This window comes from Spirosoma luteolum (assembly GCF_054778875.1).
The window spans coordinates 425,869-445,433 of record NZ_BAAGZE010000001.1; the positions used below are offsets into that span (position 1 = coordinate 425,869).

18 protein-coding genes are annotated in these 19,565 nt (G+C 58.7%); 6 read left to right on the forward strand and 12 right to left on the reverse strand.

The window, feature by feature from the left end; all coding sequences use genetic code 11:
• Positions 1–26: 26 nt before the first annotated feature.
• Complete coding sequence (locus ACYVAC_RS01860; protein ID WP_461095845.1) at positions 27–800, reverse strand: O-methyltransferase; 774 nt, start codon at positions 798–800, stop codon at positions 27–29.
• Positions 801–876: 76 nt separating this feature from the next.
• A complete protein-coding gene (gene apaG, locus ACYVAC_RS01865; protein WP_461095846.1) occupies positions 877–1,263 on the reverse strand; it encodes a Co2+/Mg2+ efflux protein ApaG in 387 nt (128 codons plus the stop codon).
• Positions 1,264–1,408: 145 nt separating this feature from the next.
• Here apaG and ung point away from each other — a divergent pair, with 145 nt between their 5' ends.
• A complete protein-coding gene (gene ung, locus ACYVAC_RS01870) occupies positions 1,409–2,074 on the forward strand; it encodes a uracil-DNA glycosylase (protein WP_461095847.1) in 666 nt (221 codons plus the stop codon).
• A 219-nt stretch (positions 2,075–2,293) separates the two neighbouring features.
• On the opposite strand, the gene lepB is transcribed toward ung, so the two are convergent.
• The 6 genes from lepB to ACYVAC_RS01900 form a co-directional block, all read right to left on the reverse strand.
• On the reverse strand, positions 2,294–3,466 hold the full coding sequence (gene lepB, locus ACYVAC_RS01875; RefSeq protein ID WP_461095848.1) for a signal peptidase I: 1,173 nt from the start codon (positions 3,464–3,466) through the stop codon (positions 2,294–2,296).
• Positions 3,467–3,686: 220 nt separating this feature from the next.
• The gene (gene dapB, locus ACYVAC_RS01880; protein WP_461095849.1) at positions 3,687–4,415 is read right to left on the reverse strand and encodes a 4-hydroxy-tetrahydrodipicolinate reductase; all 729 of its coding nucleotides are present in this window, start codon (positions 4,413–4,415) and stop codon (positions 3,687–3,689) included.
• A 68-nt stretch (positions 4,416–4,483) separates the two neighbouring features.
• Positions 4,484–5,287 (reverse strand): DUF5683 domain-containing protein, encoded by an 804-nt coding sequence (locus ACYVAC_RS01885; protein ID WP_461095850.1) that lies wholly within the window; start codon positions 5,285–5,287, stop codon positions 4,484–4,486.
• 3 nt (positions 5,288–5,290) lie between these two features.
• Positions 5,291–6,211, reverse strand: a complete 921-nt coding sequence (locus tag ACYVAC_RS01890; protein WP_461095851.1) for a ParB/RepB/Spo0J family partition protein — start codon at positions 6,209–6,211, stop codon at positions 5,291–5,293.
• A gap of 102 nt (positions 6,212–6,313) precedes the next feature.
• A complete protein-coding gene (locus ACYVAC_RS01895) occupies positions 6,314–7,096 on the reverse strand; it encodes a ParA family protein (RefSeq protein ID WP_461095852.1) in 783 nt (260 codons plus the stop codon).
• 159 nt (positions 7,097–7,255) lie between these two features.
• Positions 7,256–8,281, reverse strand: a complete 1,026-nt coding sequence (locus ACYVAC_RS01900; RefSeq protein WP_461095853.1) for an SPASM domain-containing protein — start codon at positions 8,279–8,281, stop codon at positions 7,256–7,258.
• A 256-nt stretch (positions 8,282–8,537) separates the two neighbouring features.
• On the opposite strand from ACYVAC_RS01900, the gene ACYVAC_RS01905 reads away from it, so the two are divergent.
• Positions 8,538–8,846 carry a hypothetical protein gene (locus tag ACYVAC_RS01905; RefSeq protein WP_461095854.1) on the forward strand — a complete coding sequence of 103 codons (309 nt, stop codon included), beginning with the start codon at positions 8,538–8,540 and terminating at the stop codon, positions 8,844–8,846.
• A gap of 22 nt (positions 8,847–8,868) precedes the next feature.
• On the opposite strand, the gene ACYVAC_RS01910 is transcribed toward ACYVAC_RS01905, so the two are convergent.
• On the reverse strand, positions 8,869–10,428 hold the full coding sequence (locus ACYVAC_RS01910; protein ID WP_461095855.1) for a M81 family metallopeptidase: 1,560 nt from the start codon (positions 10,426–10,428) through the stop codon (positions 8,869–8,871).
• Between the two features lie 325 nt (positions 10,429–10,753).
• Here ACYVAC_RS01910 and ACYVAC_RS01915 point away from each other — a divergent pair, with 325 nt between their 5' ends.
• Complete coding sequence (locus tag ACYVAC_RS01915) at positions 10,754–13,393, forward strand: glycoside hydrolase family 2 protein (RefSeq protein WP_461095856.1); 2,640 nt, start codon at positions 10,754–10,756, stop codon at positions 13,391–13,393.
• Between the two features lie 84 nt (positions 13,394–13,477).
• Here the strand turns inward: ACYVAC_RS01915 and ACYVAC_RS01920 are convergent, their stop codons facing one another.
• Positions 13,478–14,914: a BamA/TamA family outer membrane protein gene (locus tag ACYVAC_RS01920; RefSeq protein ID WP_461095857.1), complete on the reverse strand. Its 1,437-nt coding sequence runs from the start codon at positions 14,912–14,914 to the stop codon at positions 13,478–13,480.
• A gap of 119 nt (positions 14,915–15,033) precedes the next feature.
• On the opposite strand from ACYVAC_RS01920, the gene ACYVAC_RS01925 reads away from it, so the two are divergent.
• Positions 15,034–16,383, forward strand: a complete 1,350-nt coding sequence (locus ACYVAC_RS01925; protein WP_461095858.1) for an MFS transporter — start codon at positions 15,034–15,036, stop codon at positions 16,381–16,383.
• 117 nt (positions 16,384–16,500) lie between these two features.
• Positions 16,501–17,457 (forward strand): carbohydrate kinase family protein, encoded by a 957-nt coding sequence (locus tag ACYVAC_RS01930; RefSeq protein WP_461095859.1) that lies wholly within the window; start codon positions 16,501–16,503, stop codon positions 17,455–17,457.
• Positions 17,458–17,511: 54 nt separating this feature from the next.
• Here the strand turns inward: ACYVAC_RS01930 and ACYVAC_RS01935 are convergent, their stop codons facing one another.
• Together ACYVAC_RS01935 and lgt are read right to left on the reverse strand one after the other, a co-directional pair.
• On the reverse strand, positions 17,512–18,144 hold the full coding sequence (locus tag ACYVAC_RS01935; protein WP_461095860.1) for a transposase: 633 nt from the start codon (positions 18,142–18,144) through the stop codon (positions 17,512–17,514).
• Positions 18,145–18,301: 157 nt separating this feature from the next.
• A complete protein-coding gene (gene lgt, locus ACYVAC_RS01940; protein WP_461095861.1) occupies positions 18,302–19,171 on the reverse strand; it encodes a prolipoprotein diacylglyceryl transferase in 870 nt (289 codons plus the stop codon).
• Between the two features lie 99 nt (positions 19,172–19,270).
• Here lgt and yidD point away from each other — a divergent pair, with 99 nt between their 5' ends.
• Positions 19,271–19,480, forward strand: a complete 210-nt coding sequence (yidD, locus tag ACYVAC_RS01945) for a membrane protein insertion efficiency factor YidD (RefSeq protein ID WP_461095964.1) — start codon at positions 19,271–19,273, stop codon at positions 19,478–19,480.
• Positions 19,481–19,565: the final 85 nt, after the last annotated feature.

Below are 19,565 nucleotides of genomic sequence, written 5' to 3' on the forward strand. Positions count from 1 at the left end.
ATGCTGCCGAACTCCATTCGTTTTACTCAGAATCGCAATACGAAGTCCTGGCGGGGTTGCTCGCGCCGGAAAAACACCAGCCCTACCCCAAACAGATCGACGGTGACACGCACGGCCGGATGGGCTTTGATAAAGGCCCAGGCCGCTTCCATCTCAGCCGACCAGTGAATATCGTCGAACACAAAAACGGTATCATTGTGCCGGTTGAGCAGGCAGGTTTCAAAATAGCGAACCGTCGGCTCATAGCGGTGGTTGGCGTCGAAAAAAACAAAGTCGGCCGGACCCAGCGCCAGCAGCGATGGCGACAGGGTGTCGTCGATATTACCCACTACCACCGACACATGGGCGAGGCCCAGCCGGTCGAAGTTGGCCTGCGCCACCGCGGCCGTTTGGGGGCATCCTTCAAACGTCAGCACCCGGCTGCCGGGCGTAGCCACCGCCATCGATGCCGTTGTCAGCCCCAGCGACGTACCCAGATCGACGATTACTTTCGACTGGCTGTGGCGAACGAGCCGATAAAGCAGCCGACTGTAGCGGGGCGACTTCTGCGAATGCCGGGCAATGTCGGCAATCGTGCGCTGATGCGATGAATTTACCCTGGAGCCAGCTCCCAGATCGGTGATAGCGATGCTGGTTTTGGTGTGGCGCAGTTCGCGTCGTAACGTCCGGATTGGTGCCAGCGCCGGTTCGCGCCAGTTGTCGGCCCGGATAACGGTTGTATAGAGCGAGAAGAGGAAAGGAGAATGCAGCGAATGCTCGTCGCGGGCGCGGGCGAGATACCGCAGGTAAGCAGCAATCATGAGTAATGGGTACAGCGTCGTGCGCAGCCACAGCGCGCATTACAGGCACCCACTACGCCGGTCAGCTAACGAACGGTTAATTGAGTTTATAAGGCACTACCATTGTAAATTCAGGGATATTGATGGTCAGCATTTTGCCGTCGATGATCCGCTCGACCAGGTAGGTGCCTTCCATTTTACCCATACTCGAGCGCAGGTTGCAGCCCGACACATATTCGTGCACTTCGCCCGGCTCGAGCACCGGCTGCAGCCCCACCACCCCTTCGCCTTCTACTTCGCGAACGGTGCCGTTGGAGTCATAAATAAGCCAGCGACGGCGCAACAACTGAATGGTGTAATCGCTGGCATTCTCGATCGTGATGCGGTAGGTGAAGACGTAATGCGCCTGCAGCGGACTGGAGTACTCAGACTGGTACTCGGTCTTTACGCTAACTTTTACGCCTTCTGTGACGGACGATACCATAAATTTCGTGTCGTTTGGCAACCTTAGAACGAAAATTAGGTTGATTAGTTTTGTTACGCAAGAACCGCCTTCAAAAAAAATAACGGGGGCGGATATTGCCATTTGTAGGCCTATAAATGCTTAACGCTTCCGACAAGTTCCTGGTATGAATGTATCTATCGCCGAATCGTGGCAATCGCGGTTGCAGCCCGAGTTCGATAAGCCCTATTTTAGAGAATTAGCCGAGTTTTTACGCCAGGAGTATAGCACGCAGCGTGTTTTCCCGCCCGGACGGCTCATGTTCAACGCCTTTAACAGTTGCTCGTTCGATGATGCCCGCGTGGTCATTCTGGGGCAGGATCCCTACCACGGCGAGGGGCAGGCCAATGGGCTGGCCTTTTCGGTAGCCGACGGCATTACCAAGCCCCCTTCCCTGATCAACATCTTCAAAGAGATTCAGGATGATCTGGGCAAGCCCATTCCTAAGTCGGGGAACCTCGAGCGCTGGGCCAACCAGGGTGTCATGCTGCTCAACGCCACGCTGACCGTTCGGGCCGGGCAGGCGGGCTCGCACCAGGGCAAAGGCTGGGAAACCTTCACCGATGCCGTTATCAAACTGATCTCCGACGAAAAAAAGCACGTGGTCTTTATGCTGTGGGGCGCCTATGCCCAGAAAAAGGGCAGTATCATCGACAGCAAAAAGCACCTGGTGTTAAAAGCCAAGCACCCTTCTCCCATGGCCGCCAACTACGGCGGCTGGTTCGGCAACAAGCACTTCAGCCAGGCCAACGATTATCTCCTTCAAAACGGCCTCCCGCCAATCGAGTGGTAGGGCACGGTGAAACGGAGACGTTACAGAGTTGAAACGTTATGGGGTTGTCAGGTTAGAAAGTTGTAGCGACGACGCGTAGTGACGTTAGACAGTCCTGAAACGCTAAAAGTCGTGGAGTTATAGCGTTGGCCAGCCAGCCATAAAACGCTACAACCCCACGACTTTTTACGTTAAAACGCTACAGCGCTGCAACGTTTTAACTACCCCAATGTCTGTCGGTTAGTCGATCGTGCGGAACAGGCGGTTCCAGCGGATTTTGTTCCAGATGTTGGCCGGGTTGGGGTCGAGCGACATCCAGACAAATACCGCTTTCCCTACGATGTGATCTTCGGGGACGAAGCCCCAGAAGCGCGAATCGAGCGAGTTATCGCGGTTGTCGCCCATCATGAAGTAGTAATCCTGCTTAAACGTGTACGACGTGACAGGCTTACCATCGATGGTGATGCTCGTCGGCGTCACTTTCACGTTCTCGTTGCCTTCGTAGAGCTCGATTACGGGGCCGTAGACGGCAATGGTCTGCGCGTTGATGGGGGTCGAAGCGCCTTTCTTGGGCACTACCAGCGGCCCGAAATTATCGTGGTTCCAGTTAAACGTCGGCGTGCCGTAGATACCCGGCATGGTTTCGCCCGGCTTGTCGACCAGGGGTTCGATGCCCTTGACCCAATCGAAGGTTTTGAATTTCTCGATCACATCGGCCGTCGTGTTAACGGTATAGCCTTCCAGCGTCGACGTTTTGGTCGAGTCGTTATAGCGTTCCTGCGGCTTCCAGTTTTCGGTAGCCTGGTTCGGGTCACGGTAGTCGTTCACGATCTCGTACTTCCGGAAGAAATCGGCGTCGAGGACTTCGGTGGTCCGGATAAAGTATTTCTGCTCCGAGCGGGGCGGCACCGGCAGGGGCTGCCCGTTGATGTACACCACCCGCTGCCGCACCTCGAGCTTATCGCCCGGAATACCCATGCAGCGCTTGATGTAATTGGTTTTGAGGTCGGTAGGATAATCGATATTGTCGTTGAGGTACCGGGGTGGTACGTTAAACACCACCACATCGCCGTTTTTGACGTGCGTGAAACCCGGTAGCCGGTACGACGGCAGTTGAATGGCCGTGCTGTACGACGGGATGTTGGTTCCCCAGATTTTCTGGTGAGTCAGCGGCACCTGCAGGGGCGTCCGCGGGGTGCGGGTGCCGTAGTGCAGCTTGCTGACGAACAGGAAGTCGCCCACCATGAGGCTATTCTCCATCGACGGGGTCGGAATGGTAAAAGCTTCCATGAACAGCCACCGGATCAGGGTAGCGGCCACCACAGCGAACAGAACGGAGTCGAACCACTCGCGCAGCGGAGATTTTCGGGCTTTGGCTGGCCGGTGTTCGGCCCGGGTATTGGTTACTGACACGTTGAAAAACAGTTAATCGGTCTGGCACCGGTGCGCCCGCCGGGCGACACAATCGGCTGATACCGTGTTACGTATGACTTTATCGGACTACTCGTTCGGATCGACTGCGGGTACCCGGTGTGGTCGGGCTCCGGCAAACGCCCGGATGGCGGAGCGAAATTACAAAGATGACCCGGTTTATGCCTAACCGCCTGTCAGGCCCTGCCGCTGTTTGTCAGGCTCAGGCCCCCAGCAGGTCGTCCATCCCAAACACACCCGCCCGGCCCGGCAGCCATTCGGCCGCTACCACGGCCCCGAGTGCAAAACCCTGCCGGCTGTGGGCCACGTGTGAAATTTCGATCCGGTCGACATGCGACTCGAAGCGAACAATGTGCGTACCGGGTACGGTGCCTTCGCGCAGCGACTCGATGGCAACGGCATCGGTCGACGTACCGGCTGTTCCCTCTTCTTTTTCCACCCAGCCAGTCAGGTTAGGCAGGTTTTCCATAAGCCCTTCGGCCAGCGTAATGGCGGTGCCGCTCGGCGCATCTTTCTTTTCGGTATGGTGAATTTCCGTCATCGAAACATGGTACGAGGGGTAGTTGCGCATGAACTGCGCCAGCGTTTTGTTGAGCCGGAAAAACAGATTCACCCCGATACTGTAGTTCGACGCGTAGAAGAAAGCGCCCTGTTTCTGGCGGCACAACTCTTCGATTTCGGGGCGGTAGGCCAGCCAGCCGGTAGTACCACATACCACAGGCCAGCCCCTTTCCAGGCAGGTTTTGATGTTGGCAACCGCCGATTCGGGCGAGCTGAATTCGATAACGACATCGACCGCAGCCGCGTCGATTGTTGTGAGATCGGTATTGTTGTGGGCATCAATCCGGGCGGCAATCTGATGACCACGCTCCAGCGCGATCTGTTCGATTGTTTTCCCCATTTTGCCGTAGCCGAGCAGCAGGATATTCATTGGTTTTCGGTTAGCGGCTGGCAGCTGTCGGCCGATTGACTCCACCGGTCGGCAGCCGGCCAGCGCGTTTATTTAAACGTAAAGGCAACGCGCACGCCGGGCACAAAACCCGGTCCCAGGCCGGGCACAGGCAGTACCGATGGCTGCACGCGCATCGAGATATCGTCGGAAAGGTCGAACGTTTTCAGGTGGGCGGCCACATTGGCTTCTACAATCTGAATGCCCCAGAGGGCTGCCGACAGCAGTATGTTGAGATCGCGGTAGCGCCGGTACAGGTCGTAGCCAGCCTTCGCCCCTGTAGTTGTGCGAACGATCTGGTCACCGATAACCACCGATGCTGGCTTGGTATTGATGACAACGGTTTGCTGCAGCGGCTCCGGCACGGCCGGTACAGTAGCCGTTGTGTTTACACCATACAACAGGAGCCGATAGCCGTTTTCGGCCTGCCTGGCCAGATCGCGGTATTTCACAAACAGATAGCCCATCACGCCAAAACCCGCGTAGATAAACGGAATCTTATAATACTGCCGGTTGTAGGCCTGCCCCAGGCCGGGCAGTATCAGCGACCGAATCGTGGCCTGGCGCGGAATGATTTTCCGGATGGCAGCTTCCTGCCGGGCGCTGAGCTGCGTGGTATCGCTGCTGAACGTGGCCGAGTCGCGCCCGGCGGTCAGGGTCGAATCGAGCACGAGCTGCCCATTCGCCCGCACGCCCGTCGGTATGCTGTCGGTAGCCTGCTGCCGGAGCCGGGCCGAATCGACCGGCGCGGGTGTATGGGCCGGCGTCAGGGCCGGTACCTGTGCCCATAGGGTGTTAGCGCCACCGACCAGAAGCCCGATGGCCATCCAAACGATCAGAATAGTGTGTTTCAACGGTCAGGCCTGCGAGTTCAGCACTTCCAGGATTTTAGCCAGTTCTTCCTGAGAGGTAAACGGAATTTTGATTTCGCCCTTGTGTTTCTCGTCGGCTTTGATGGATACTTTGGTGCCAAACATCGACGATAGCTTGAACTGGAGGCTGCGCATTTCCTGGCGGGGCAGCGTTACCCGGCGTACCGACGCGGCATCGGCCGTCTCGTCGCCCAGATTCCGAACGGCTTCTTCGACTTTCCGAACCGACCAGTCTTCGTCGACAGCCCGGTTAAACAGCTTGATCTGCGCGTCGGGGTTGTCGATGTTGATAATGGCCCGGGCGTGGCCCATCGAGATCTTGTTGTCGCGCAGGGCCGCCTGAATGACCGGGGGCAGTTTCAGCAGACGGATGTAGTTGTTGACCGTCGTGCGGTTCTTCCCCACGCGTTCGCCGAGCTCTTCCTGCTTCAGACTGCACTCTGTAATGAGCCGCTGATAGCTGAGGGCAATCTCGATCGAGTTGAGGTTCTCGCGCTGAATGTTTTCGATCAGGGCCATTTCCAGCATCTGCTGGTCGTTGGCCGTGCGTACGTAGGCCGGAATATGGGTCAGCCCGGCAATCTTGGACGCCTGAAGCCGGCGCTCACCGGCAATCAGTTGGTAATGATCTTTGCTGAGTTGCCGAACCGTGATGGGCTGAATGATGCCCTGGGTCCGGATCGAGTCGGCCAGTTCCTGCAGCGCTTCTTCGTCGAAGCGGGTACGGGGCTGAAACGGGTTGGTTTCAATCTGCGACAACCCGATTTCGGTCATCGTACTGATTACTTCAAACGGCGAAGGCTTCGACTGCCGGTTCACGGCTTCACTGTCGTGTAGCAGGGCACCTAACCCACGGCCCAGTCCAATCATCTTCTTGTTCGGTGCTTTGGCGTTCGCGTTATCCATACGAAAAAGTCGTGTTATGTCAGACCCTGTCATGTAAGGCCGGACATGGTTCAGCAACAATGGCTGAAACAGGGCCGGTACCGACGGGGCGGGCCGTGACGGTTAAACTTCGTGGGGCATCAGGCCATTCTTGACCAGAATTTCGCGGGCCAGGTTGAGATAGCTGACCGCCCCCTTGCTGTCGGCGTCCTGGGCCAGCGCCGGCACGCCAAAGCTGGGCGATTCGCTCAGCCGGATGTTACGCGGGATAATGGTGCTGAAGACCATGTGCTGGAAGTGGCTCGTCACCTCGCCAACTACCTGGTTCGACAGCCGTACCCGCAGGTCGTACATCGTCAGCAGAATACCCTCGATGGCCAGGTGCGTATTGAGCCGCGACTGGATAATCTTGATGGTATTGAGCAGCTTGCCCAGGCCTTCCAGCGCGAAGTATTCGCACTGCACGGGAATGATTACCGAGTCGGCAGCGGTCAGGCTGTTGATGGTGATCAGGCCCAGCGACGGCGAACAGTCGATGATGATGAAATCGTACTGATCGCGGATGCTGTCCAGCGCGTCTTTCATCTTGTCTTCCCGGTTCTGAAGGTTGATCATCTCGATTTCGGCCCCAACGAGGTCGATATGCGAGGGGAGCAGATCCAGATTCGGAAAATCAGTCTGAATGATCGCATCGTTCGGGCGGACACCCTCAACCATGCACTCGTAAATACTATTCTCGATTTCTTTCGGGTTATAGCCCAACCCCGACGTGGAATTCGCCTGGGGGTCAGCGTCTACAATGAGCGTCTGAAATTCGAGGGCGGCCAGACTGGCGGCCAAGTTGATCGTTGTCGTAGTTTTACCGACGCCCCCCTTTTGGTTGGCGATAGCAATGACTTTACCCATGGGTCTGTGCGTTGCAGTCCCAAAGATGCCGGATAGTTTCCACGAATCCAAGGTATGTTCCACGGAATGTTCCACAAAAATCGGTGAGTGCTTTGCGGAATGAGCGATTGAGTGAATCAGGGCCGGTTTACCCAATCAATCATCCACTCAATCACGCCATCAGTCAGCCCACACCCGGGTGCCTTCGGTGCAGTTGCGGCACATCTCGATCTCGGAACGGGAGCGCAGCAGGGTCTGCCGGAACGCGTTGTAGGGGGCGCCGTGCCAGAGGTCGGCAAATGATTCGGTCTGGAGATCGCCCAGGCGGTGATGGGCATCTTTATCGAAGCAGCAGGGTACCACCAGTCCATCCCAGGTAATCACGCAGGAATGCCACATTTTCCAGCAATGGTCACCGAAGCCGTTTTTGATGCGGTAGGTGCCATCGGCCTGGGGGGCGTAGCGGCTATACTGGTCGATGGTCGGAATCAGGTCGGAGCCCTGTTCGTAATCGTAAATCTGGGCTGTTTTCAGCCCCACCTCGTCGACACCCAGCTCACGGGCCAGCTGCTTCACCTCGGCAATCTGGTGTTCATTGGGTTTCACCACCAGAAACTGAAACACCACGTGGGGGGTGCGCGACTTCAGTTCTTTCTTCCAGCGTATGATGTTGCGGGTTCCTTCGAGCACCTTCTCCAGTTTACCGCCCACCCGGTACTGCTGATAAACGTCCTGGGTAGTACCATCGATGCTGATGATGAGCCGGTCGAGCCCCGATTCGACCGTTTTACGGGCGTTGGCATCGGTCAGGTAGTGGGCGTTGGTGCTGGTAGCCGTGTAGATATTGCGGTCGGTAGCATACCGGACAAGGTCGAGAAACTGCGGATGCAGGTAGGGCTCGCCCTGAAAATAAAAGATCAGGTAAAGCAGCGTTTCGTGCAGCTCGTCGATGGTGCGCTTGTAGAGTTCTTCGCCCAGCATACCCGTAGGGCGGGTAAACGAGCGCAGGCCACTCGGGCATTCGGGACAGCGCAGGTTGCAGGAGGTTGTGGGCTCAAACGAAACCGACATGGGCAAGCCCCGCGGTGCCGCCACGCCCGACTGCCGCGACGCGTAGTAACTATACAACACCTTGAGGGCGTTGGCCACCCGTTTGGGTGTCAGCTTGGAAGCAAAGTTCAGACCGTCCTGCAGATTTCGATTCATGCGTTGATCGACCCGGTATAGTACCGGCCCGTAGGGTAAAGGTCGGTAAATCGGCCGGGATGACCTAACTCCCTGTACGAATGCCGCCGGAATAGAATCGGCACGCTGATTGCAGGACATTCGGGCGTTGATAGGGCCGACAATCACCTTTTCGCCCGATCAGCGATAAAGCGTTACCCGATGCTCATTGGCGCCAACGCCTTTCCAAAAGCTGCTGACATCGCTTTTCCGTCCGTATCCGAACGACTCTGCTACCATGACAACGACAATCACCCCCAATCTGCACTGGCTAACCATTGATATTCCGGCACCTGCCTTCCGCAATCGACTCGATCAGGATACGAATCGACCGGGTAGCCAGCCTTCGTTTTACTCACGGCTGATGCAGATTCACCAGACGGCCAAAACCTTTGCGCTCGACGCGGCCCGGCAGGCCGGTTACGTAAATCCGGTGGTGCAGATCGACGAACTGACCGACCCACCGCTGGCGGATGTGGTAGGTGATGACCAGCAGGTGCTGATTCGATTCAGTGTAGGCGAGGCCGACGCGGCCTCAGCACACTAGGCGGCACCAGGCCAGGCGCGGCTCAGTCGGGCGTACCTGACAGGGGCACCAGCCGGGCGGTCAGGTCAGGCGTTTTCATAGCCTGATCGAAGGGAAACATGGGCCGCTGAATGCGTTTGTAGGGCAATCGGGCCAAATCCTGATCGACGCCCCCCGGCGTCAGCGCCATCAGCCAGTCGGCCTGCATGGCATAGAGTTCCGGCTCGAGGTAGCCAATCTTCACTACCACCACGTCGGCCTTCCGGGGCGCCAGCCCCAGCCGCGTAAAGTCGGCTTCTTTGTGGTACGGCTTGCGCTTGCGGGTCAGAATTACCCGGATGCTGCCCACCTTTACAACCACCTCCACCTCGGCGTCTTTATCGCCCTCTACAATAGATTCGACCGTACCCCGGAGTCGGACGGGACCGGCAAAGCGGCTGTCGACCTGGGCCCCGGCCGTGCCGTCGACAGTGCCCCCTACGCCCGCAGCCATGGCTTTGGCCACCAGATCCGGCGCCGGAATGGAGGCATACAGCAGGGTCGGGCCGTCGGGGCGCGCGAAAGCCGGGTTGGCCAGCAGCCGGGTCAGTGTCCAGGTTACATCGCCGGCGCCCCCGGCTGTGGGATTATCGCCCGTGTCGCTGATGAAGAACGGCTTTTTTTTGCTCGCCAGCGCTCTGGCTACGCATTCATCGAGTGTGCCGGTGGGCGCAACAAACCCAAACTGATTCCGCACGGCCCAGAACGCCTGAGCCAGTTGTTCGGCCGACCGGGTCACGGCGGCTTTATCGTCGCCCGTGACCATCACCACCGCTCGATTGCGGGGTTCGTCGGCCCAGGCGTAGCCAATCCAGATGGCCGCGTCGACAATACCGGGCTGCGCGGCTGCGGGGGCCACGCGCGCATACAGGCTTTTACCCGGTTCGATCCGGGTACTGGTTTTTTCGCCCGGCAGCAGAATCGGTACGGGAATCCAGGCTTTATACGCTGGTTTACCCTTGCCACTCGCCAGCCGGTCGAGCAGATTGGTTACGGCCCGCTCTTTCGAGATCAGTGCATCTTCGTGCGGGGCCATGCGGTAACAGGTAATCAGATCGGAATTTTTGGCCAGCCGCCACGACACATTGCCGTGCAGGTCCATCGATGTCGAGATAAGGGTTTTGTAGCCGATCACCTGCCGGATGCGGGCAATCAAGTCACCTTCCGGATCGTCGAGGCCCACCACGCTCATGGCGCCGTGAATGTCGAGAAACAAGCCATCGTAGGGGCCGTTGGCCTTGAGCGAGTCGAGGGTCTGGCGTACCAGCGATTCGTAGGCCGCCCGCGTTACGGCGCCACCCGGCAGCGACTTACCGACCAGCGCCGGCAGCCACTGCGCCCGCTGCCGCAGGGGTGTGTTGGCCGCCAGAAACGGATACGCCCCAAATACCTTGTCGCCATAGCGCGCATGAAACGCTTCTTCGTGGGTTACAGCCGGTGAAAAAGTGCTCGACTCAATGCCGAGCCCGGCAATGCCGACGCGTGGTAACCGATCGGCCGACTGCCCGGCAGCCAGCCCCAGGTTGATGCACCAGCATACTAGCCCAATCAGAAGTCGTTTCATACCGGCAGCAAGGGTTGGGTTGGAATAGCCAGTAAAGGGAGCAGATCAGGCAGGGTATTCGAGAAAAAGGGGGCGTACCAACGCAGTCTGCCCACAGATGTCACCATCGTTTGCGTACTACTACCTACGATTATTTTCCAAACAGGCCCTGATGCCTCCACTAAATTTGGCTGATTCCTCAAAGATAGTGCAAAAAAGCCAGACGCGCCGGACATTCGTAAAAAAATTAAGAAAGTAGCCCGTACCTTGGCAACCCAAAAGCTGGCTGCGTCGGCTACGGTATTCCGCTCGGGTCGTACGCAGTCGATACCCGCCTTTTCTGCTCATGCACCACCGCTATACGTTTCTCCTGCTCTTACTGCTCTGGCTGCCAACCCCGGTCAGCGCCCAGACCCGTTACGAACTGACCCGTGGCTGGCAGTGTAACCCGATTGGCAAAACCCGCGATGCCGGCGCAGCCCTGTCGATGCCTGCCTACCCCCTCACCGGCTGGCTGCCCGCCGTGGTTCCCGGCACCGTGCTGACGACGCAACTGGCCAATAAACAAATTCCCGATCCGTTTTTCGGGATGAACAACCAGCAGATTCCCGACATCTACACCACGGGCCGCGACTACTACACGTACTGGTTTGCAACCAACTTTCGGGAAACAGCCACCGCCGGCGAACAGGTGTGGCTCGATTTCCGGGGTATCAACTACCGCTGCGAGGTGTATCTGAACGGGCAACGCGTGAACCGGCAGCCCATGGTGGGTATGTTTCTACGGCACTCGTTCAACATCACCAGCCTGTTGCGACCCGACGGCAATAACCGGCTGGCCGTACTGGTCTATCCGCCCGATCCGGTCGGCAATCCCAACGGCGGCCAGGGGGGCGACGGCACCATTGCCCGCAATGTAGCCCACCAGTACGTGGCCGGCTGGGACTGGATTCAGCCCATCCGCGACCGCAACACGGGCATCTGGGACAAGGTCACGATTGAAAAAACCGGAGCCGTCAACCTCCGCAATCCGCACGTAGTTACGCGCGTGCCGGGCCAGCGGCTGCCCACCGGCCCCCAACAACCCGCCACCGTACGCGTGTCGGCCGAGCTCGAAAACACCAGCGCCACCGCCCAGACGGGCAGCCTGCGCGTGACCATCGCTGGTCAGACCAAAGCGATTCCGGTTCGGCTGGCCCCCCGCACCACCACCACCGTCGACCTGCCCGCGCTGCCCCTCCCCAACCCCAAACTGTGGTGGCCCGCCGGCTACGGCGAGTCGTACCGCTACCCCATGACGGTAACCTTCGTGGCCGGGTCGGGCCGCGTATCCGACAGCGAATCGCTGCAGGTGGGCATCCGCGAAATCCAGACCGAGTGGAACGCCACGACCCGCAGCCGGCAGATCCGGGTAAACGGCCAGCCGATTTTTATCAAGGGCGGCAACTGGATCGTATCCGACGCCATGCTGCGGCTGTCGGCCGCGCGCTACGACGCCGAAATCCGGTTTCACCGCGACATGAACCTCAACCTGATCCGGGTCTGGGGCGGGGCGCTGAGCGAGCGGCCTGAGTTTTACGACGCCTGCGATAAATACGGGTTGCTGGTGATGCAGGACTTCTGGGGATCGGGCGACTGCAACGGCCGCTGGGTCGACCCGGCCAAGAAAGACGACCAGTGGACGCGCCGGCAGTACCCCGACGACCACGGTTTATTTCTGACCTCGGCCATCGATCAGATCAAACTGATCCGCAACCACCCCTCGCTGGCCATCTGGTGCGGAGGCAACGAGATTACCCTGCCGCAGGACATTATGACGCCCCTGCGCGACTCGATTCTGCCCAAACTCGATGGGACCCGCTGGTTTATCGACTACTCGAACTCCGACGCCATGTCGTTCAATTTTCTGGGTGGCAACGGCGACGGCCCCTACGGTATTCAGCCCATCGAGCGATTCTGGGCGCACCGTACCTGGCCGTTCAACTCCGAAGTGGGTTCGGTAGGCGTGGGCGATTACACGTCGCTGACGCGTTTTCTGCCCAAACAGAACCTGATGATGCCCGTTTACGCGCCCAACGGCGGCAGCCGGGTCGACTCGGTCTGGAATTATCACAAATACATTGGCTACGACACGGCCCTCGATCCCTACGGCACCCCTACCGACCTCCGCGACTTCACCCGCAAGGCGCAGCTGGTCAACTACGATCAGTACCGGGCCCTGATGGAGGGCTTCACGGCGCACATGTGGGATTGGTACACGGGCACAATCATCTGGAAAACGCAGAACCCCTGGACGGCGCTGCGCGGGCAGATGTACGACTACTACCTCGACCCCAACGCCTGCCTTTACGGGCTGCACACAGGCAGCGAGCCCCTGCACATCATGTATAATCCCGTCGACAGTACGGTCATGATCGCCAACAACACTTTCACTTACCACCGCGACATGATGATGGTGATCAAAACCTACGATATGGCTGGCCACGACAGCACCCTGACGCAGGTTTTCACCGAGATTGGCCCCAGCATGGTTCGGCCCTATATCGGTATCGGTAAAGCCCTTGGCCCGCTGCTGGCCCGCCAGGGCGGCTTTCTGGTGCTGCAGCTGCTCGACCTGAACAAACGCGTCATCAGCGAAAACACGTACTGGCTGGCCAATCGGTCGGGGCAGCACGCAGGGCTGGCCACACTGGCCCCGGCATCGGTTCGGGTGGTGGCCCGGTCGGCAGGGCGCGGGCAGGTAGCCGTTACGCTGAGCAATCCGGCGGGTAACCCCATGGCGTTTTTCAACCGACTGTCGCTGGTCGATGCCGGCACCAAAACCCGGTTGCTGCCCGTGTTCTACAGCGACAACTATGTTTCGGTAGCGCCCGGTCAGCAGAAAACCATCACCATCGACTACACGCCCGGTGCCGGCCCCCTGCCCCTGGTGTCAGTCGATGGCTGGAACGTAGCCGAACAGTTTGTGCCGGTGACGGAGCAGTAGGCAGGCCCATTAGCGAACAAAAATCCCTGGTCAGTGCCGACGCGGCATTGACCAGGGGTTTTTTGATATCGCTACGACTGCCGCTTAAAACTCCTGGGCGAGGTTGAAGTAGAAGCCGCCTTTGCCTTCGCGGTTGACGGCGCCACTCAGCCGCACCACCAGGTTATAATAGGTAACGATGTCGAGGCTCATGCCCGCGCCCGCCAGCAGTTGATTGGCCAATCGGCTCTGGTACTCTCTGGCCACCGTGCTGCCCACGTAGCCCGCGTCGGCAAAGGCCGTGACGTAGGCTGCAATGGGCAGGGTATTGAACTGACGGATGTGCAGCCAGTTCAGCTGCTTCACGGTGTCGAAAAGCTGGTAGCGGATGCTGCTGCGGGCAATGGCCGTCCGCTGCCCGTCGATCACGTAGAGCTCGTAGCCGCGCACCATCTCGCTGAAGCTGCCCAGCCCCCGCAGGTTGAAATACGGCTGCCGGTTGGGCCAGGTGGTGCGTCCCCGCAGGTTGCCAGCGGCATAGAACTTACCGCCCAGCGGCCAGTAGCGGGTCAGGGAAACGGTAGCGTCGACCATCCGGAAATTGTCGGAGGGCAGCAGGCCCGACACCCCCAGGTAAGCGTTGGCCAGCGTGCCCCGGAGCGGATACGCCACGTTGTCGCGCCGGTCGTAGCGGTAGCTGTAGGCCACCGAGGTGTAGTGTTGTTCGGTGCGGCCATCCAGAAAATAATCGGGGTTTAGTCTGGCCACCGTGTCGGCAATGGTGTTGCGGGTGTAGCGCATCTCCACGCCATGATAGTGATAGAGCCCCCGCCGGTTGGTGAAGGCCACCGTGGCCCAGGCCCGGTCACGCAGGGTCTGATCGGCTTTTACATAGACCCACTTGTCGGCGTTGGTGCGGTAGGGAATTTCGTTGTTGGTCTGGTAGGCCACGTCGACGCGGAGCCCGATTTTCTGCGCCCGGTCGATGTAGGGGCGGGCATACGACAGCACCGTTTTTTGCAAAAAGCCCCGAATCACCTCGATCTGCAGGCGGTCGTTGCTGCCCGTCACGTTTTTGTAGCTGAGCCGGCCGCCGTAGATGGTGCGTCGGAAATCGTGGCCCCGATCGTACCACCACTCGTTGAAGTTGCGGTCGGCCAGGTCGAAAACGGGATAGGCGATCAGGTACCAGCGCTCTTTCATGGTTACCGTCAGATCGAGCTGGGGCAGCTGCGTGGTATCGGCGGGAGACGTCTGCGCAGACGACAGCGCCACGGTGATAAACAGGTTGGTGTTGTTGATATTGCGCTGATCCCAGGCCAGCCGGCCGGGCAGGTCGCTCAGGCGGACCGTATCGCCCGTATGGAGCGACATTTCGCGCAGGATAATCCGGTCGCGGGTGCGGATATTGCCCACCAGCTTTACCGAGCGCACCAGCACCGAACGACTTGAGTCGACGGCCGACGCTGCTCTAACGCCTTGACACCAGCCACTTACTACCAGAAACACGATCACGCCAAGCCGCCCTAAAATCACAGTCATGTGTAAAAATACTCTTTTCCAGAAAAATAGGACAACTATATCTTCGGATCCTGCAAATCGGTTTGTATCATTGTTCCTTTTACCACGACAAATTACGCAGGTACTCGCCTAAACGATTTATGAAACAAAAACCCCGCCTGAGTTTTTGGCAGATCTGGAACATGAGTTTCGGATTTCTGGGTATACAGTACGGCTTTGGCCTTCAGCAGGCTAACATGAGCCCAATCTTTCGGTATCTGAACGCCGACGAAGCCAATATTCCTATCCTGTGGCTGGCGGGTCCCGTAACGGGCCTCATTGTACAGCCCATTATCGGCTCACTCAGCGACCGCACCTGGTCGCCCCGCTGGGGCCGGCGCAAACCGTTTTTCCTGATCGGCGCTATTGTAACGAGCCTGGCCCTGTTTCTAATGCCCAACTCGTCGGCGCTCTGGATGGCGGCCAGCCTGATGTGGCTGCTCGACACCGGCCTCAACATCACGCAGGAGCCATTCCGGGCGTTTATCGGCGATAAGCTGAACGACGAGCAGCGTGGCCTGGGCTTTGCCATGCAGAGTTTCTTTGTCGGGTTTGGGCAAACGATGGCCAACCTGATGCCCACTATTTTCCGGCTGCTGGGCCTGACCTCGGTAGCGGTGGTGTCGGCCAACGTCATTCCCGACAGCATCAAATACCCGTTTTACATCGGCGGGGTAGCCGTATTGCTGGCGGTATTCTGGACACTCTACACCACCGACGAGTATCCGCCCGACGATATGGCTGAATTTGAACGCATGAAACAGAAGGGCAGCGGCATCGGCGGGGCGCTGACCGAAATTCTGCACGCGTTCCGCGAGATGCCGTCGACGATGAAGCAACTCTGGTGGGTCAAGTTTTTTACCTGGTACGGCCTGCCGCTGATGTGGCAGTATCTGACCCTCGCCGTGGCCCGCCACGCCTTCAACGCCCCCACGGCCCAGTCGCCGGGCTTTCAGGAGGGTACCGAGTGGGGCAACCTGTGCTTTGCCATGTTCAACGTGGGCTGCTTCGGCATCTCGTTTTTCCTGCCGGGCATTGCCAGCCGTATCGGCCGCCGGTCGACCCACGCGCTGTTTCTGACACTGGGTGGCCTGGGTTTCCTGTCGATGCTGCTGTCGAACGATAAGTACGCGTTCCTGATCGGGATGACGTTCGTTGGGCTGGCGTGGGGCTCCATCCTGTCGATGCCGTACGTACTGCTGTCGAGTTCGGTACCAGCCGAACGGATGGGTGTTTATATGGGTATCTTCAATGGCTTTATCGTGGTGCCGCAGATTGTCAACAACCTGACCATCCGCTACATTTACCCGACCATTCTGAGCAACGACCCCCGTAATGCGCTGGCGCTGGCGGGCGTGTGTCTGCTGCTGGCAGCGGGGGCGTGTTTTCTGGTCAAGGAAAACCGCCAGAGTCAGGAAGCGGCCTTCCCCATCGGTCCCGGCGGCCATTAACGCTCAGACATGCAGCCCCGTAATCGACCCAGATCCGGGCCGGTTACGGGGCTTTTTATACGGAAGCCTGTCTCAGAATTCGTTACTCCATTTCTCCCTTCACTAAGCCGTACTTGTATGAATCAGCCATCCCGTCAGGAACCTTTCGCTCTACTGGCCGTTGGCGAATTGCTGGCCGATTTCATTGGCCATACACTGACAACCAGCCTGCGCGACGCGCAGGACTTCCGACGCTATCAGGGGGGTAGCCCGGCCAACATGGCAGCAAACATGGCCCGGCTGGGCAACCGAACCGCCCTCGTATCGTGCGTCGGTGCCGACAACCTCGGTCGTTTTCTGACGGAGCAGGTAGCCGCGGCCGGCGTCGAAACGGCCTACATCCAACAGGACAGCCGCGAGCCCACCAGCATCGTGCTGGTATCGCGCACGAAAGGCACGCCCGACTTCATTGCCTATCGCACCGCCGACCGGATGTTGCAGCCCGATCATCTGCCCGATTCGCTGCTGAGCCAGTCCCGGATTTTTCATACTACCTGTTTCGCCCTGAGTCAGGCCCCGGCGCAGGCTACACTGGTCGATGCCGCCCGGCGGGCCCACCAGCTCGGCTGTCAGGTCAGTATCGACGCCAACTACGCCCCCAGCCTCTGGCCCGACCGGGCGCAGGCCTGGCAGGTGCTGGGCGACTATTGTTCGGCCCATGCGCTGGTTAAGCTTAGCGAAGACGATGCCATGCGGCTCTACGGTGTCGACGATGTAACGCAGCTACCCAGCCACGAAGCCATCGTCGGCCGGTTTCACGAGCTGGGTGCCTCACTCGTTTGTCTGACCCTGGGTGCCGACGGCAGTCTGATCTCATCGGCGGGGGGGAGCAAACAGATTCGGGTACTGGGGCAACCCGTCAATGTGGTCGATGCTACGGGGGCGGGCGATGCCTACTGGGCCGGTTTTCTGACGGCCTACCTCGACGGCCACACACCCGAAGCCTGCGCCGGCGCCGGTGCCCGGCTCGCTCAGATGAAACTCGAACGCGCTGGCCCCCTACCCGATCAGGTCGACCGGGCCCTGTTGTATTAGAACCGAAAAAACCGACAGTTTCAGCGTCGGTTTTTTTGTGGTATCACTATCCCCTTATTCCAGACCCGCCAGTTTGTCGAGGTCGACATCGTTGAGCGCTTCTTTCAGCTTTTCCATATCGATACCCCGCCCCTTGGCCGTTACCACAAAGCGCTTGGCCACCAGCAAGGCTATTTCGCCGTTTTTATCCTGGCTGTTGTATTTCTCGTAGGATTTATAATTGCCCATGGTACCCGTTTTCTCGTAACCGTCGGCCGTTTCTTTGTCGATTTCGAGCATCGACCAAGCGGCCAGCCCCATCATCATGCTGCTGCCCCCGCCGTCGACCAGCGTAATTTCGATGGTTTCCGAGTCGTCGGCATTGCCGTATTTGCCCAAGGCCGTCGAGAAGGAAAACCCGGCGGCCCCGTTTTTCTCGCCCGAGGCTTCTTTGCGGGGCAGTCCGTCGGCCTCCGCCGGCAGCAGTTCCTTCAGCCTGCGAAAATCGATGGTGGCCACCGGACCCTTCTTTTCGATTTCTTCGGCCTGATCGGCCAGTTGCTGCATGGCGCTCACGGCTCCGGCGGTCGATATCGACGCGTTGTCGGTGGTTTCCGGGTCCGTTGTCTTGTCGTGACTGCCGCCACAGGCAAGCAGGATGGCGAGTGGCAGCAGGCTACCCAGCCGTTTGATTGATTTCGTATGCATGGCGTGACGCGTGATCGGTAAGGGTTTGTTCTGCCGGTCAACCTACGAAAATTATGTACCAGGTCGTCAATCTATTGAGCCAGCGTACAACCGCACCCCATAAACGCCGAATGCCCCACCGGAGCGAGGCATTCGACTGTCTATGAACCCAATATGGCTAATGCTGTGGCGGGTCCGACAGCGATCCCTCGGGCATCGAAATCGGTTTCTGATAGCTCCGAACCAGAAAGAAAATACCCAGCAGCACGGTCGGGATACTGAGCAGCTGCCCGATATTCAGCGCCATGGTTGCTTCTTTGGCCACCTGGTTTTCCTTGAGGTATTCGAACAGGAAACGCAGGGTAAAGACCCAGATAAAGAAAATACCCAGCAGGCTACCGCGTGGGGTCTGGCTTTTCCGGCGGCTCCAGAGCCAGAATAGCACGCCGAATACAATCAGGCAGGAAAGGCTTTCGTAGAGCTGGGCCGGGTGGCGCGGCACCATGTGAAACTCGACCGGGCCCGGCACATCGCGGTAATCGGCTTTGGGAAACACAACGCCCCAGGGCAGATCGGTGGGGCGGCCAATGATTTCGGAGTTGACAAAGTTGCCCAGACGAATGAATGCGCCGGCCAGGGCCACAACGATAACAATCCGGTCGGCAACCCACAGAAACGACTGCCCGCTGGCCATGCTTTGTTTCCGGCGCGAATAAAGCCACAGGCTGATTGGAATACCCACCACGGCTCCGTGGCTGGCCAGCCCGGCAAAGGGCGGGGTAATCACCGTGAGGGGGTGATTGATCAGTACTTCGGGCTCATAAAACAGGAAGTGGCCAAACCGGGCGCCCAGAATGGTACCGATTACCATGTAAATCAACAGGGTATCGGTTTCGGATACGGGCTTGCGCTCGGCCTTGAAAATGTAGGTCATGATTTGCATGCCCAGCAGGAAACCCAGTGCAAACAACAACCCGTACCAGCGAACCGAAAATGAACCGATGTGAAAAATTTCGGGGTCGGGTTCCCAAATCAAATACTGAAGCATGTTTTCTTGGCGAAATAAGGCTTTTCCGGTTGGCCGGTAGTGGGCAAAGATACGGATTGCGGGAAAGTTTTTGCCCTTTTTGGTGTTTACCCGAGCATGATGAAATTTGTTTTGATCGGACTGGTTCGGGCCTATCAGGCGGTGCTTTCGCCCTACCTGCCCAACGCCTGTCGCTACACGCCTACCTGCTCGCAGTATATGATCGAGGCCGTACGGCGGCACGGGGCCTGGCGCGGGGGCTGGCTGGGTCTGAAACGCATGAGCCGCTGTCATCCCTGGGGTGGCCACGGCTATGATCCGGTACCCTGATCGATGTTGCCCGGCAGGCAGCGCCGGGCTTCGGCCCTACGCCCGTCCGCGCAAAACAACAAACCACAACTTACTACATCTCGTT

Coding starts and splice junctions, on each gene's coding strand:
- apaG (WP_461095846.1), bottom strand. CDS start 1,263: ATGGTATCGTCCGTCACAGAAGGCGTAAAAGTTAGCGTAAAGACCGAG.
- ACYVAC_RS01920 (WP_461095857.1), bottom strand. CDS start 14,914: ATGACTGTGATTTTAGGGCGGCTTGGCGTGATCGTGTTTCTGGTAGTA.
- ACYVAC_RS01895 (WP_461095852.1), bottom strand. CDS start 7,096: ATGGGTAAAGTCATTGCTATCGCCAACCAAAAGGGGGGCGTCGGTAAA.
- dapB (WP_461095849.1), bottom strand. CDS start 4,415: ATGAATATCCTGCTGCTCGGCTACGGCAAAATGGGGAAAACAATCGAA.
- ACYVAC_RS01900 (WP_461095853.1), bottom strand. CDS start 8,281: ATGAATCGAAATCTGCAGGACGGTCTGAACTTTGCTTCCAAGCTGACA.
- lgt (WP_461095861.1), bottom strand. CDS start 19,171: ATGCTTCAGTATTTGATTTGGGAACCCGACCCCGAAATTTTTCACATC.
- yidD (WP_461095964.1), top strand. CDS start 19,271: ATGAAATTTGTTTTGATCGGACTGGTTCGGGCCTATCAGGCGGTGCTT.
- ACYVAC_RS01905 (WP_461095854.1), top strand. CDS start 8,538: ATGACAACGACAATCACCCCCAATCTGCACTGGCTAACCATTGATATT.
- ACYVAC_RS01910 (WP_461095855.1), bottom strand. CDS start 10,428: ATGAAACGACTTCTGATTGGGCTAGTATGCTGGTGCATCAACCTGGGG.
- ACYVAC_RS01915 (WP_461095856.1), top strand. CDS start 10,754: ATGCACCACCGCTATACGTTTCTCCTGCTCTTACTGCTCTGGCTGCCA.
- ACYVAC_RS01890 (WP_461095851.1), bottom strand. CDS start 6,211: ATGGATAACGCGAACGCCAAAGCACCGAACAAGAAGATGATTGGACTG.
- ACYVAC_RS01935 (WP_461095860.1), bottom strand. CDS start 18,144: ATGCATACGAAATCAATCAAACGGCTGGGTAGCCTGCTGCCACTCGCC.
- ACYVAC_RS01860 (WP_461095845.1), bottom strand. CDS start 800: ATGATTGCTGCTTACCTGCGGTATCTCGCCCGCGCCCGCGACGAGCAT.
- ung (WP_461095847.1), top strand. CDS start 1,409: ATGAATGTATCTATCGCCGAATCGTGGCAATCGCGGTTGCAGCCCGAG.
- ACYVAC_RS01930 (WP_461095859.1), top strand. CDS start 16,501: ATGAATCAGCCATCCCGTCAGGAACCTTTCGCTCTACTGGCCGTTGGC.
- ACYVAC_RS01925 (WP_461095858.1), top strand. CDS start 15,034: ATGAAACAAAAACCCCGCCTGAGTTTTTGGCAGATCTGGAACATGAGT.